Below are 13,533 nucleotides of genomic sequence, written 5' to 3' on the forward strand. Positions count from 1 at the left end.
TGGCACAGCCGAGGCGATACCCCAGTGGTTGCCCATGAGAAGGGGAGTAGGAATGGGTCGCCTGAGACTCGAACTCAGGACCAATCGGTTAAAAGCCGAGTGCTCTACCACTGAGCTAGCGACCCGTTTGTTGCGCCGTTTTGATGAGCCGCACAACGTCTACTATTCTAACGCACTGAGAAAAAAAATGCAAGGGTTTTTAGTACTTTTTGAACATCCCGTGGCGCCACAAAAAAACCCCATCGCCCCCACCCATTCTTGACGTTCCAAACCCCCCATTCTTCTGACAAAAGGGAAGGACAAAGGGAAGGGGGGTCGCCTGAGATTCGAACTCAGGACCCATCGGTTAAGAGCCGAGTGCTCTACCGCTGAGCTAGCGACCCGTTTGTTGCGCTGTCTTGAAGAGCTCCCATTGAACAATTGTAGCGCACCGGCCACAAGAAATGCAAGGGGGGGTCTAGTTTTTTTGTTGAGTTGCCTCTAAACTGGGAGGGATAATAGTATAAGGGGGATTTCTATGTTGAGTAGGGTTTGGAGTGGGGCCGTAGTAGGGATCGAGGGGGTAAAGGTTGGGGTGGAAGTGGATGTGGCTGGGGGGTTGCCCAAGACAATTATTGTAGGTTTGCCGGATACGGCAGTACAGGAGTCAAGGGAGAGGGTAAAGGCGGCTATTAGAAATTCTGGTTTTGCTTTCCCGGTAAGACAAATAACAGTCAATCTCTCTCCTGCTGACTTGCGCAAAGAAGGGCCTATTTTTGATTTGCCTATTGCCCTGGGGATTCTGGCTGCCTCCCAACAGGTGGAGTCTACCCACTTGTCTGACTATCTTTTTTTGGGAGAGGTGTCTCTAGATGGCAGTCTAAGGGGGGTTGCCGGTGTTTTGCCCATGGCAGTGATGGCGGCTAGGTTGGGATTTCGAGGCATAGTTGTGCCTAAGGATAATGTCCAAGAGGCTGCAGTGGTGGAAGTACTAAAGGTGTATGGGTTTAATCACCTATTGGAGGTAACTCAGTTTTTGCAGAATCCCTCCCAGTTTCCCGTGGCTACCCCCAGAGTGGAACAAGAGGACATGGATACCAATTATGACCTAGCTGATGTAAAAGGACAATACTCTGCCCGTAGGGCTTTGGAAATAGCGGCTGCTGGGGGACACAATCTGTTATTGGTGGGGCCTCCCGGTGCTGGTAAAACTATGTTAGCAAGAAGACTCCCCTCCATCCTCCCGCCCCTCTCCTTTGCAGAAGCTTTAGAGGTATCCCAGATTTACTCCGTAGCTGGCCTGTTGAAGGGCCGAAGTGGTTTAATTACCCAACGCCCCTTCCGTAGCCCCCATCATTCTGCCAGTGGTGTGGCACTAGTGGGGGGAGGCTCATTGCCAAAACCTGGGGAAATTTCCCTCTCCCATCACGGTGTTTTATTCCTGGACGAGTTAACGGAGTTCAAACGTAGTGTCTTAGAGTTTCTGCGTCAACCCCTAGAAGATGGATTTGTCACCGTCTCCCGGGCTCGTCAAACAGTCTCCTTTCCTGCCCGTTTTACCCTTATTGCTAGCACCAACCCTTGTCCTTGTGGTTACTACGGCGATTCTCTCAAAGAATGCACCTGTTTTCCACGACAACGCCAACAATACTGGGCTAAACTGTCAGGCCCTTTACTTGACCGCATCGACCTACAAGTTGTAGTCAACCGTCTTAAACCTGAGGAGATGCTCCAACAAAAGGCAAGGGAAGGTTCCCACTCGGTGAGGGAAAGGGTTATCGCCGCACGAGAAAGGGCAAGGATTCGCTTCCAGGACTACCACATCTCCTGTAATGCCCAGATGCAATCTCACCACCTGCGACAATTTTGCCCTCTGGATGACCACTGCCGTGGAATTCTCGATGGCGCTATCCGCAAATTAGGTCTTTCCGCCCGTGCCTTCGACCGTATTCTTAAAGTAGCCCGCACCATCGCCGACTTGGACTCCTCCCCCTCCCTCCAACCACACCACCTCGCCGAGGCCATCCAATATCGTACTCTCGACCGTCTCCTCTAACAGTATTTTTACTTATTTACAATTTAATGTTAAAAAGTATTAACAGGGGTTGCAATTTCCGGACGAGTGGTCTTCAATGGAAGAAGAAGTAGAATGGGGTAGGTGTGTGTGTTTGAAAAGACCTTCTGGGGAAAAGAAAAAGCCGAGGTCAAAAAAACGGCGATTGGGGGCATAAGTTAAAAAGGTAGGAGGGGAGAAGGTTTGAGTGGTAAGACAGGGTGATATAATAAGCGTTACAATAGAAGATGTGAGCAGTGAGGGGTATGGGGTGGGAAGAATAAACCAACAGGTGGTGTTTATACCAGACACGGTGACGGGGGATAGGGTAAAAAGTAGAATTGTAAGGGTGAAAAGGAAATACGCGGAGGGGAAGATAAAGGAAATAGAATCGGAGTCGCCCCATAGAACTCGACCCAGTTGTATTGTAGCAGACAAGTGTGGGGGTTGTCAGTGGCAGCATATAGACTACCAGTATCAGTTACAACTAAAAGAAAATCAGGTGAGGGAGACTTTGACTAGGATTGGAGGTTTTACCGACATAAGGGTGGAAAAGATAATCGCTGGCAAACCCCTGGGGTATCGCAATAAGGTGAGTTATCCACTAGCCATGTCGGCAATGGGGAGGTTGAAGGCGGGTTATTATCGCCGGGGAAGCCATCAAGTGGTTAATATTAACAAGTGTCCCATTCAGGATGAGCGTTTGAATCCCCTGTTGGCGGGGATAAAAAAGGATTTACAGGCATCACAAATACCCGTATATGACGAGAAGACGAGAAAGGGCGCACTACGACACCTTTGTTTCCGCATTGGCAAAAACACAGGGGAAATTCTAGTAACCCTGGTGACTGCTAAGAGGGTGGGGGAAAAACTGAAAACTATGGCACAGAAGTGGATGGAGGTTTATCCTGAAATAGTGGGGGTGACCTTGAATTATAACCCCAAGGCTACTAATGTGATTTTTGGGGAGGAAACGGAATTATTGGCCGGGAGGGGTTATTTAAGGGAAACATTTGCCGGTTTAACCTTTCATCTACGCCCAGAAACCTTTTTCCAGGTTAACACCAACTCGGCAGAAGACTTGTTGTTTGCCATCTTTTCCCGTCTGGATTTGAAGGGAAATGAAACAGTGTTAGACTTGTATTGTGGTATAGGGACTTTCACTCTACCCTTTGCCCAAAAAGTAAAGAAGGTGATTGGCATCGAATCCCATTATCAGTCTATCATCCAGGCAGAGGAGAATGCTATTTTAAATGGGATTGACAATGTACAGTTTATAACAGGGGAGGTGGAGGCCATTTTGCCAACCTTAGCAGTGAAACCAGAGGTGGTAGTATTAGATCCACCAAGGAAGGGATGTGAAGAAACTGTGATGGAAACTCTAAGGCAAATGCAACCGGAAACCATAGTATATATCAGCTGCCACCCGGCTACACTTGCCCGAGACTTACGCCGGCTTGGGGAGGACTATAACATAAAATGGGTACAACCGGCAGACTTCTTCCCCCAAACATGCCACGTAGAAACGGCCGTGATTGTTACCAGGAGGAAATAAACTTAGCTACGATGCCATTTGGTGACACCACCGGGCAAGTCTACCAGAATAACACCTTTTTGTTTTAGATAATCCCTAATACGATCACTTTCTGCATAATTTTTCTGTTTACGGGCAATACTGCGTTGTTGCACGAGTGCTTCGATTTCTCTGTCTTCAATTTCCTCCTGTTGGGTGACAACATCCTGGTGTTTGACTTCCAAACGTAGGATTTTAGCAAGGGAAACCAGAGTGTGCCATTTGGCCAGTAAATCCCGAGAAGATTGAGAGAAATTGCCTTGGTGACTAAGTAAATTGGATTCTTTACGCAATTCCTTGGCTAGTTCAAACAGAATTGCCAAACCCGCGGCAAAATTAAAATCCGAGTCTACCGCCTCCCGGAAGGCGTTTTCTATATTTTTGTCAGTATTTAAACTGGTAGCCTCAGATGCTTCAAAAGAGAGCTCCTTGGCGTATTTGTAACCGAAACAGAGGGCTTCTTTAAGGGTTTGCCACCCACCCATGGCGGCTTGTAAAGCAGATTCGCTGAAGTCTAGGGGTTTTCTGTAGTGAGTTTGCAGTATGAAAAGACGCACCGCCATGGGGTCATATCTATCCAAAAGTTCGCGGATGGTGATAAAATTGCCCAGGGATTTAGACATTTTTTCCCCGTTAACTGTCACCATGCCATTATGCAACCAGTAGAGGGCAAGGGGCCTACCTGTGACGGCTTCTGACTGGGCAATCTCGTTTTCGTGGTGAGGGAAGATTAAATCACTGCCGCCTACGTGAATGTCGATAGTCTCCCCCAGGTTTTCCCTTATCATAGCAGAACATTCGATATGCCATCCAGGTCTTCCTTTACCCCAGGGAGAATCAAAACCTGGTTCATCTGGTTTTGCAGCTTTCCAGAGGGCAAAGTCAAAAGAATTTTGTTTTACCTGTTGGGATGCAGAAACATCAATTCTCCCACTAGCCCCCACCTGTAATTCTTCTAACCTGCGTCCAGACAGTTTACCATATCCGGGGAACTTATCCACTGCATAGTAGACATCCCCCTGAGACTGATAGGCAAAACCCTTTTCCTCCAATTCCCAAATCAGCCTTTTTATGCCATCTAGGGTATGAGTCACTCGAGGATAAGAGTCAGCCTTGTATACATTTAGCCTCTCCATATCCTCAAAATAGGCTTGGATGAAACGCTCAGCCACCTCCTCCATGGTGGTGTTTTCCTGACGGGCGCGGTTCAAAATTTTGTCATCTATGTCTGTAAAGTTCTGTATGTATCTTACTTGATAACCTCGCCAGACTAGATAGCTTCTCACCACATCCCAGACGACACAAGTGCGGGCATGTCCCAGGTGACAGTAGTCGTAGGCGGTGATACCGCAGCAATACATCTTAACTTGAGGGGGATTGAGGGGCTTAAATTCTTCTTCCCTTTTGGTGAGGGTATTGTAGACAATCAGACTCATTGGCGTATTTTCTGTTTGGGGTGTTACTCTATGCCTATGTTAAGGGCTTATGACTATCAGTGTCTATAGGGAAATGTGAGTGTGGCAGTGGGAGAGAGGTTTTTTGAGGGTGGGAAGGCTAGGAAAGTGACCCATCACAATCCCAGTAGAATAGAGTAAGGCGGATTGCCCCTGTTAATGCTCAAGCCCAAACCCAATACAACCACCCCCGGTGAGGGGCAATTTCTTAAACTAGTAGTATAGTATAACGAGTGTGAGTTGAAGGTGCAGGTGTTAAGAAAACTAAAGGAAGACTTGAAAAACGACTTTCTGGCAGGATTGTTGGTGGTTATTCCTTTAGCTACCACCATATGGCTGAGCTATGTTATCGCTACCTGGGCAATAGATTTACTAACCAGAATACCAAAACAACTCAATCCCCTTGACAACCTCCATCCAGTATTACTGAATCTGATAAATTTCTGTATTGGCCTAACTGTGCCTCTAGCATTTATACTATCAATAGGGTTGATGGCCAGAAATATAGTTGGCCAATGGTTGTTGCACTTAGGGGAGAGAATAGTACAGGGGATACCCCTGGCTGGTGCGGTTTATAAAACTGTAAAACAGATACTAGAAACCATTCTCCAAGACACGGAAAACAAATTCCGTCGGGTGGTATTAGTAGAATACCCTCGTAAGGGGATTTGGAGTATAGGGTTTGTCACCGGCAAAGTCAGTGATGCCATTGGCAAGAATTTTGAAAAACCCTTACTAAGTGTCTTTATCCCCACTACCCCCAATCCCACCACTGGTTGGTATGCTATTGTACCGGAGGAAGAGGTAACAACCTTAGACATGTCTATTGAGGATGCCTTTAAAATCCTCCTCTCTGGTGGAATTGTCACCCCCAACAGTGGTAATGGCAATTATCCCAGCACAAGCAATAATGGCTACAGGGGAAAACCCCTTCTGATTGGCAAAAACCCCCCACCCCCCACCGCCCGCTGAGCCGTTTTACAAAAGATTCCTCATTTGTTACAATGAATGTAAAGAAATCTTACGGGAGACATGGGACTTTTCCCCTCTAGGCTTCCTTAAGATTAAACGACAACAAACAATTTGCCGAGGGCTATTTCCCCTTGTCGCTAGGGTAGCCTCGGTTTTTTTTATAATATCCCATTAGGACAGTGGGGCACAATAAGTGCTATCATTTCTTTACAGATGCGGAAAAAATGTAACCAGGTAGGAAATGGAGGGAGTATAACTACTATGGATTGGAGATTATTGATAGTACTATTGCCCGTATTAGTGGCTGCTGGCTGGGCGGTTTACAATATAGCTGCAGCAGCCGTGGAGCAATTTCAAAAGCTCTTCAACAAACAACAAAAAGCCTAGTAAAAGCCTAGTACAATGATAATAGAATAGGTGGCCGAGTGTTCGCTTCAGGCGGGGGTGATTCTCATCCCCCTATTGTTTCCCTTCTGTGGTAAACTTATAGGCAAGAGAACCAAGGACAAAGGCTATTACAAAGAGAAAGGGATTGGGACTAAATTGTACCAGAGAAGTTACCGCGGGGCCAGGACAGTAGCCACTGATACCCCAACCAATACCAAAAATTGCCGCGCCCACAATAAGTTTGGAGTCAATGTCGTTACGGGCAGGCAGATGGAATTGGGAATCCAATAGGGGTTGTTTCCAAGATAGAATAAAACGGAAGGCAATGAGGGTTACAACCACCGCCCCTCCCAATACGAAGATGAGGGTGGCATCCCATTTTCCGGCTACATCTAGAAAGCCTAACACCTTTTCCCTGTCTACCATTTGGGAGATGCCTAACCCCAATCCAAATAGCAACCCGGAAAGAATAGCAATTATATTCTGTGGTTTCATATCTTCCCCCTATGCCAGTAGATGCCTGGTGACGAATACAGTTAGAATCCCAGTGATGAGGAATGTAATAACAGCTACTAGTGAGCGTAATGATAGTCTACCTAGCCCACAAACACCATGTCCACTAGTACAACCGTTAGCCATGGTTGTGCCCCACCCTACCAGAAAACCACCCACAAGCATAGCAATGGGGTGGAAGGGATAACGGGGAGTATCCGGAAAGGGCAAGACGTATTCAAACAGTAATCCCCCCAACAACATTCCTCCTAGAAAATACCAACGCCAAAGCTGTGAGGCTTTAAATTCCAAAGCCCCATTAATCATTCCACTTATCCCCGCAATCCTACCATTAAAGGCTAACAATATCGTGGCACTGATTCCTATCAAGACTCCTCCTATTAAGCCATTTATCCAGCTGGTTTCCATGTGGTTGTTCCCGTCATATCATCGCCCAACAATATATTCTAATGGTCAGTGGGACTTTGTGCTGGTTGGTGCTGTTAAAATTGTCTATATTCTTGCCGTTTTTTGGGTCAGGATTGTCTGTTAGGCTAACAATAAGAAGCTAAGTTAAAACATGGCGACATTGTATCAGGTAAATCATAAAAACCCCCAGAATCGCAAGATAGAGGCCATTACAAAAGCTCTAAGGGAGGGGGCAATTATGCTCTATCCTACAGACACAGTATATGCCATTGGCTGCGACATAAATTGCAAAAAAGCGGTGGAAAGAGTTAGGGCAATCAAACGACTAACTAATGACAAACCCCTGACTTTTTTGTGTTCCTCCCTGTCAAATATAGCCGAATATGCCACTGTTTCTGACGAGGCCTATTATATCATGAAAAGGTTAATTCCAGGACCTTATACTTTTCTTTTGCCCGCCACTAAACTAGTGCCTAAACTAGTAATGTCTCCCAAAAGGAGAACTACAGGGATTAGAGTCCCAGACCATCCGGTTTGTCAAGCTCTGTTAAACAATCTTAACAACCCTATCATTTCCACCTCAGCACACATTAACGAGGAGGAGGGGTATTCCCCTTCTGAAAATTGGGAAAAGGCTAAGTTGTTTGACTATTTTGACAAGATTGTGGACATTATAATAGACGATGATACAGACCCAGGTTACGAAGTGTCCACCATTATAGACTTTTCTTCGGAAAGTCCCACAATAGTTAGACAGGGAAAAGGATGGGAAGAAGTGAGGAAATGGTTAACGGTTGTGGAGGAGTGAGAGTAAATGGCTAAACAGAGAAAGAAATCTGATTTACCCACCAAAATATGCCCAGTATGTGGCTTATCCTTCACGTGGCGGAAAAAGTGGGCCTCCTGCTGGGAGGAGGTAAAATATTGTTCAGAAAGATGTAGACGACGCCGACATACTATTGCCTCTGAAGATAGGGGGGGTTATTAGGTATCATGGTATATTGTTGGCGGTAGGATGGGGATAGCAAGAGCCTATGACATATTCTCAGAGGGATTTTGAAAAGGCGGCAGAGAATATCATCAATATAGGTAGGATTTTATACCAGCGGGGGTGGACACCGGCAACCAGTAGTAATTTTTCCCAGCGTTTGGATGGGAGGTATTGTGCCATTACAGTGTCTGGTAAAGATAAGGGGAATCTCACCATAGAAGACGTGATGGTGGTAGATTTAGAAGGAATTCCCCAAACTCCCCAAAAACCCTCTGCGGAAACCCTTCTCCATACCAGTCTCTATGCCTGGGATTCTTCCATTGGCGCGGTTTTACATACCCATTCCCTCCATAGCAACTTGATTAGTTGTCTTTGTCAGGGTAATCGTTGGCGATTGCAGGGGTATGAGTTGTTAAAGGCTTTTGCTGGCATTGACACCCATGAGACTGTAGTAGACTTTCCCATTTTTGACAACTCCCAGGATATACCACAATTAGCGAAACAGGTGAGAGAATATCTAGAAAGAGGAATCCCCTGCTGGGGGTATTTGATTAGAAAACACGGAGTCTACACCTGGGGTAGGGATATGGCAGAGGCATTAAGACATTTAGAGGCGATAGAATATTTAATGGAGTGCGAATTGGAACTTATGCGGCTAAAGGGTGTAACTTAAAATGACTGTACTGAGAATATTCCAACAAGACAATCCACAAACCCCCATATTCGACAGTAATAACATTGCATCCCCAAAGGAGAGGATTAACACCATCAAGGAGAAATTACAACAATTGGGTGTGAGATTTGAGCAGTGGGAGACTAAGACAGAAGTAGTTTCTGGGGCATCGGAGGAGGAGATTCTGTCTGCCTATCAACCAGAAGTGGAAAAATTAATGTCTGAGGGAGGGTATCTAAAGGTAGATGTAGTTAGTCTTACCCCAAATCATCCCCAGAAGGAGGAATTGAGGCAAAAATTCCTTTCAGAACACACCCATAGTGAGGACGAAGTACGTTTCTTTGTAGACGGCTTGGGGTTGTTTAGTATTCATATAGACAATCAGGTATTAGAGATATTGTGCGGCAGAGGAGACTTAATAGGCGTGCCAGCCAATACCCGTCACTGGTTTGACATGGGTGCGAATCCCCGTTTTACTGCCATTCGTTTCTTCAACAATCCCTCTGGCTGGATTGCCAACTACACTGGCAGTGACATCGCCAGTCGTTTCTCCCGTCTGGAAGACTATCTAGCAGTGTCTGTGTCTTGATGGGCTAGTTTTATCCCATGCCACCCCTCCCTGGACAACCCGTAAACTGCCAGGGGGGGATAGGTGAGACAAATGCCACTCTAACAGACCTTTGCCAAGTATAACACGGCTCCCAGACCGGAGGCCATCTCCTCGGCGCTAATTTTCCCGTCGCGGTTGGAATCTAGGGCATCAAAGACGGCATCGGCCCCTGCCCATTCCTCCCTGGTAATAAACCCGTCGCCGTCTAAGTCATAGACGTGGAAAATGTCATCCACCGCATGGGCCAGAGTTTCCCCCCTTTCCAAACAGCTTAAACGCCTAGCCAAAAATTGTTCCAGAGTTTCTAACGCCTTAGTGAATCCCCTAATCCCCTCATCCAGTTTCTCTCTGGCCATTCTATCCTGACTGTGCATTTTATCAAAAGTCTCCCTGTCCATGGTAATCTTTTCTATGTCCATGGCGGCTGCCTTTTCCGGTGACAGTTTCCTGGGCAATTCCCCTTCCTTGCTTTGTAACTCTTCCAACAGTTTGGGGGAGATTGTTAATAAATCACACCCTGCCAACTCACAGATTTGTTCTATGTTACGGAAACTTGCCCCCATTACCTCTGTCTTATACCCAAATTTTTTGTAATAGTTATATATTCTCGTAACTGATTGCACTCCAGGATCTTCAGGCCCAGGGAAGTAATCTCTCCCGGTTTCCTTCTTATACCAGTCTAGAATTCTGCCTACGAAGGGGGAGATGAGGGTAACACCTGCTTCTGCACAGGCTACTGCTTGATGGAAGCCAAAAAGGAGGGTGAGATTGCAGTGAATGCCCTCTTTTTCGAGGATTTCGGCGGCCCTAATCCCTTCCCAGGTGGAGGCAATTTTAATTAAAACCCTTTCCCTGCTAACCCCTGCTTTTTCGTAGAGGGAAATCAGATAACGAGCTTTGTTGACTGTGCCTTCTGTATCATAGGATAAACGGGCATCTACTTCTGTGGAGACTCTTCCCGGCACTATTTCTAGTATTTTTTTACCAAATGCCACTGCTAGCCAGTCTACTGCCAGTTTAGCTACTTCTTCAACAGAGGCGGATTCCCCCAATTCCCTTCTAGCCTCTTTTAGGGTTTCATCTACAATTTCCCGATACTGAGGCATCTGTGCTGCTGCTGTTATTAGAGAGGGATTGGTGGTAGCATCTCTAGGTTTAAATGTCTCAATAGCCTGAATTTCTCCAGTATCCGCCACAACTATTGTATATTGTTTCAACTGTTCTAGTAAATTCGCCATAATCAACCCTGTTAATTATCTCTCTATTTCTACTCTATCTCAGTCTAGATAACCCGCTATAATAATGATTACTTTAGTTACTTTTTTTAACAATAACTGCTTCTTTTAATAGTTGCCCTTGCTAGATAAATATACTCATGCCCCGGAGAATTTTGACTCCGTCCCATGTAATCCTTTAGATTTCCTCCAATGAATAATCAATTTTTTGACCAGGAAAACCATGAGTATTTTAGCCTGAATTCCTCCGTAACTCCGGGAAGGGAAAATCAGGGAAACACAGAAGTATCTCCTGAAAAAAGAAGGGAGATTAAAAGGGTATTTTTGTTTTTATTGGCCCTAGGTTTGACTATTGGAATTTTAACCTCCTTTTCTGTGGTGAAATTGCTAAAATACCTCGGACTGACGGAAAAAACAAATCAGTTTGAAAGAATCCATACCCCCCAACAATAGTAAACCCAGTTGCCTAAACTTAGAGAATCCATGATAATTTACTGTTGTTACCTATTTTTCTTACAATACACCTCACTCATGAGTGTTGAACTGCGTAGTTATGTCTACTTGGATAGACTGCAACCTCAACACGCGTCTTACATTGGTACTGTTGCCCTTGGTTTCCTTCCTCTCCCTGGGGATGCCTCTCTCTGGATTGAGATTTCTCCAGGGATTGAAATAAACAGAATTACAGACGTAGCTCTAAAATCAGCGGTGGTAAAACCAGGAGTCCAATTTGTGGAAAGGTTATATGGTCTATTGGAAATCCATTCTAGCAATCAGGGGGAGGTGAAAGCCGCCGGCAGGGCCATTTTAGAAGCATTGGGGGTTAGTGAGAAAGACTGTCTCAAGCCAGAAGTGGTTTCCAGTCAGATTATCCGTAATATTGACCCATATCAGGCTCAAATCATCAATCGTAACCGCAAAGGTCAAATGTTGCTAGCTGGCGAAACTCTCTATGTCTTGGAGGTGAAACCTGCAGCCTATGCCGCACTCGCCGCCAATGAGGCTGAAAAGGCAGCTAGAATCAATATTATCTCTGTCCAGGCGGTGGGGAGTTTTGGCAGACTTTATTTAGGTGGTGCGGAAAGAGAAATTAAGGCTGGTGCAGAAGCCGCACTGGAGGCTATTACTAGCGTTGGAGGGAGAATAGACTTGTCCAACATCTATGAGTAGCAAGCACGGTATTTACGATGAACAATCGCGATTATCTGCTATACTTAATCAATAACGTCCAACAGTGGAATTATTGGCGCTCCAAACATCCGGAGGTTTTCATTGACCTTTCGGGGGTGACTTTGAGTGGCTATGACTTAGAGGGCATTAATCTAAGCGGTTGTAAATTACATGGTGTAACTCTTATTGGCAGTAATCTCCGATTTGCTAATCTTTCTCATGCCGATTTGACTGGGAGTAATCTTATTGGTGTCAATCTTAGACTGGGCAACCTCAGAAATGCTATTTTTTACAAAACTATCCTCCAACGCAGTAACCTCAGTGAGGCTAATCTAGTTAAGACTATCATCTGTGAATCCGACTTTAGTAGGGCCGTATTATACGAAACAGAATTGATAGAGGCCACCATCTACAAGACTGATTTTAGTCATGCCCAACTCATTAATACCCACCTTGGCAAAGCTAGTATCCTTATGAGCAATTTTGAAAATGCTACAATTGACGGAATAGACCTAAGATGGGCAACTATAGTTCATTCTCCCGGCTTTCCCCCCGCGCCTTCCCCATATTGTAAACAAATTTTCCTATCCCTCTGACCTTTTCCCTTCACGCATATTGTTTATATTAACGCCCCTGCCACCCCCCCATACTCCTTGTGTCTACGCCTTCCCCCTTTTCCCTACACCCAACTGGAAATCTCATCCCCACCTAAGTATATTTACAAGCCAACCTGCCATAAGGCTTCTCTAGTAGGGAGAAAGTAGGTCTAAGTTGTGGGACAATGGGACAGTGCGGGTTTATGTGGTAAAAAAGGTCACTAGTTATAGAGTGCCACTGTATGCCTTTGAACATGGCTCTCAATAGTAGAGCCTCATTCTACTACAATTTTGCCTGTTGGTTTAACCCCACAAGGAAAAGCTGAAAAGGGGGGAATTAAAAAAGACTTGCAGAAATCTTCTTCTTCCTCTTCTTCTTCTGACATGTCTGACATGTTGGAATGCCATGGGGTAAGTGGCTAAGTATTTTTCCCGGCTAACTTGTTACAAAATTCTCTTGCAGCAGGAAATGGATTTTTGGCTTTTACTGTTGGCGAGCAGATGGGTTATAATTCGCGAAGGTGCCATATGGCTGGCTAAAAGGGGCAAATTCAGTCATACAATCCAAAAACATACAATACAAAAAGACGTTGACAGTTTGCGGATATTTGCCTCAGTGGCGGTGAATGAGTTTAGGCTAGGATTTATATTTACTAATCAATTCTAGTTTTAGCCCTTTTGAAAAGGCAATTCAAATGGCGTTATTAGGGGTGATGAATAGGAATACCAAGAAGGCAAAAAACACAACACCCCCTGCTACAGAAAAGGCAAGAATTTTTTCTACCCATAGACGGTTGAAATAGGGGCAGTTTTTGTGATTTTTGTAATGGCCAGGTATAATGAGCCAACAAGGCAAAAATCCCCCTTATGGCGGCATTCGTGTGGAAAAAAGACTGCCTAAAGGGAATAGGGGGTAAGA

The 13,533-nt window shown here is 45.4% G+C and carries 17 protein-coding genes and 2 tRNA genes; 12 read left to right on the forward strand and 7 right to left on the reverse strand.

The window, feature by feature from the left end:
- Positions 1 to 53: 53 nt before the first annotated feature.
- Both IGQ44_10215 and IGQ44_10220 read right to left on the reverse strand, forming a co-directional pair.
- Positions 54 to 125, reverse strand: a tRNA-Lys gene (locus IGQ44_10215).
- A gap of 186 nt (positions 126 to 311) precedes the next feature.
- A tRNA-Lys gene (locus IGQ44_10220) sits at positions 312 to 383 on the reverse strand.
- A gap of 134 nt (positions 384 to 517) precedes the next feature.
- Between IGQ44_10220 and IGQ44_10225 the strand changes: the two genes are divergently transcribed.
- Together IGQ44_10225 and rlmD are read left to right on the forward strand one after the other, a co-directional pair.
- Complete coding sequence (locus IGQ44_10225; GenBank protein HIK38347.1) at positions 518 to 2,035, forward strand: YifB family Mg chelatase-like AAA ATPase; 1,518 nt, start codon at positions 518 to 520, stop codon at positions 2,033 to 2,035.
- 205 nt (positions 2,036 to 2,240) lie between these two features.
- Positions 2,241 to 3,587 carry a 23S rRNA (uracil(1939)-C(5))-methyltransferase RlmD gene (gene rlmD, locus IGQ44_10230; protein ID HIK38348.1) on the forward strand — a complete coding sequence of 449 codons (1,347 nt, stop codon included), beginning with the start codon at positions 2,241 to 2,243 and terminating at the stop codon, positions 3,585 to 3,587.
- Between the two features lie 2 nt (positions 3,588 to 3,589).
- On the opposite strand, the gene cysS is transcribed toward rlmD, so the two are convergent.
- Positions 3,590 to 5,041, reverse strand: coding sequence for a cysteine--tRNA ligase (cysS, locus tag IGQ44_10235; GenBank protein HIK38349.1), 1,452 nt, complete (start codon positions 5,039 to 5,041; stop codon positions 3,590 to 3,592).
- Positions 5,042 to 5,311: 270 nt separating this feature from the next.
- On the opposite strand from cysS, the gene IGQ44_10240 reads away from it, so the two are divergent.
- Both IGQ44_10240 and IGQ44_10245 read left to right on the forward strand, forming a co-directional pair.
- Positions 5,312 to 6,031 carry a DUF502 domain-containing protein gene (locus tag IGQ44_10240; protein ID HIK38350.1) on the forward strand — a complete coding sequence of 240 codons (720 nt, stop codon included), beginning with the start codon at positions 5,312 to 5,314 and terminating at the stop codon, positions 6,029 to 6,031.
- Between the two features lie 261 nt (positions 6,032 to 6,292).
- Positions 6,293 to 6,418 carry a photosystem II protein Y gene (locus tag IGQ44_10245; protein ID HIK38351.1) on the forward strand — a complete coding sequence of 42 codons (126 nt, stop codon included), beginning with the start codon at positions 6,293 to 6,295 and terminating at the stop codon, positions 6,416 to 6,418.
- A 72-nt stretch (positions 6,419 to 6,490) separates the two neighbouring features.
- Here the strand turns inward: IGQ44_10245 and IGQ44_10250 are convergent, their stop codons facing one another.
- On the reverse strand, positions 6,491 to 6,913 hold the full coding sequence (locus tag IGQ44_10250) for a YeeE/YedE family protein (GenBank protein ID HIK38352.1): 423 nt from the start codon (positions 6,911 to 6,913) through the stop codon (positions 6,491 to 6,493).
- A gap of 9 nt (positions 6,914 to 6,922) precedes the next feature.
- Positions 6,923 to 7,339 carry a YeeE/YedE family protein gene (locus IGQ44_10255; GenBank protein HIK38353.1) on the reverse strand — a complete coding sequence of 139 codons (417 nt, stop codon included), beginning with the start codon at positions 7,337 to 7,339 and terminating at the stop codon, positions 6,923 to 6,925.
- Between the two features lie 151 nt (positions 7,340 to 7,490).
- Here IGQ44_10255 and IGQ44_10260 point away from each other — a divergent pair, with 151 nt between their 5' ends.
- The 4 genes from IGQ44_10260 to IGQ44_10275 are packed head-to-tail and all read left to right on the forward strand — an operon-like array spanning position 7,491 to position 9,592.
- The gene (locus IGQ44_10260; protein ID HIK38354.1) at positions 7,491 to 8,147 is read left to right on the forward strand and encodes a threonylcarbamoyl-AMP synthase; all 657 of its coding nucleotides are present in this window, start codon (positions 7,491 to 7,493) and stop codon (positions 8,145 to 8,147) included.
- Positions 8,148 to 8,153: 6 nt separating this feature from the next.
- Positions 8,154 to 8,327, forward strand: coding sequence for a DUF2256 domain-containing protein (locus tag IGQ44_10265; protein ID HIK38355.1), 174 nt, complete (start codon positions 8,154 to 8,156; stop codon positions 8,325 to 8,327).
- A 46-nt stretch (positions 8,328 to 8,373) separates the two neighbouring features.
- A complete protein-coding gene (locus IGQ44_10270; protein ID HIK38356.1) occupies positions 8,374 to 9,003 on the forward strand; it encodes a methylthioribulose 1-phosphate dehydratase in 630 nt (209 codons plus the stop codon).
- Between the two features lies 1 nt (position 9,004).
- The gene (locus tag IGQ44_10275) at positions 9,005 to 9,592 is read left to right on the forward strand and encodes a cupin (GenBank protein ID HIK38357.1); all 588 of its coding nucleotides are present in this window, start codon (positions 9,005 to 9,007) and stop codon (positions 9,590 to 9,592) included.
- An 80-nt stretch (positions 9,593 to 9,672) separates the two neighbouring features.
- Here IGQ44_10275 and IGQ44_10280 read toward each other — a convergent pair whose 3' ends face one another.
- On the reverse strand, positions 9,673 to 10,851 hold the full coding sequence (locus IGQ44_10280; GenBank protein HIK38358.1) for a transaldolase: 1,179 nt from the start codon (positions 10,849 to 10,851) through the stop codon (positions 9,673 to 9,675).
- Positions 10,852 to 11,040: 189 nt separating this feature from the next.
- Between IGQ44_10280 and IGQ44_10285 the strand changes: the two genes are divergently transcribed.
- The 4 genes from IGQ44_10285 (at position 11,041) to IGQ44_10300 (ending at position 13,281) form a co-directional block, all read left to right on the forward strand.
- The gene (locus IGQ44_10285; GenBank protein ID HIK38359.1) at positions 11,041 to 11,301 is read left to right on the forward strand and encodes a hypothetical protein; all 261 of its coding nucleotides are present in this window, start codon (positions 11,041 to 11,043) and stop codon (positions 11,299 to 11,301) included.
- Between the two features lie 78 nt (positions 11,302 to 11,379).
- Positions 11,380 to 12,018: a hypothetical protein gene (locus IGQ44_10290; GenBank protein ID HIK38360.1), complete on the forward strand. Its 639-nt coding sequence runs from the start codon at positions 11,380 to 11,382 to the stop codon at positions 12,016 to 12,018.
- A 17-nt stretch (positions 12,019 to 12,035) separates the two neighbouring features.
- On the forward strand, positions 12,036 to 12,614 hold the full coding sequence (locus tag IGQ44_10295; protein HIK38361.1) for a pentapeptide repeat-containing protein: 579 nt from the start codon (positions 12,036 to 12,038) through the stop codon (positions 12,612 to 12,614).
- 469 nt (positions 12,615 to 13,083) lie between these two features.
- Positions 13,084 to 13,281 carry a hypothetical protein gene (locus IGQ44_10300; protein HIK38362.1) on the forward strand — a complete coding sequence of 66 codons (198 nt, stop codon included), beginning with the start codon at positions 13,084 to 13,086 and terminating at the stop codon, positions 13,279 to 13,281.
- Positions 13,282 to 13,305: 24 nt separating this feature from the next.
- Here the strand turns inward: IGQ44_10300 and IGQ44_10305 are convergent, their stop codons facing one another.
- Positions 13,306 to 13,470: a hypothetical protein gene (locus IGQ44_10305; protein ID HIK38363.1), complete on the reverse strand. Its 165-nt coding sequence runs from the start codon at positions 13,468 to 13,470 to the stop codon at positions 13,306 to 13,308.
- Positions 13,471 to 13,533: the final 63 nt, after the last annotated feature.

Origin of the sequence: Geminocystis sp. M7585_C2015_104, assembly GCA_015295805.1 — a bacterium.
Taxonomy (GTDB): Bacteria; Cyanobacteriota; Cyanobacteriia; order Cyanobacteriales; family Cyanobacteriaceae; genus DVEF01.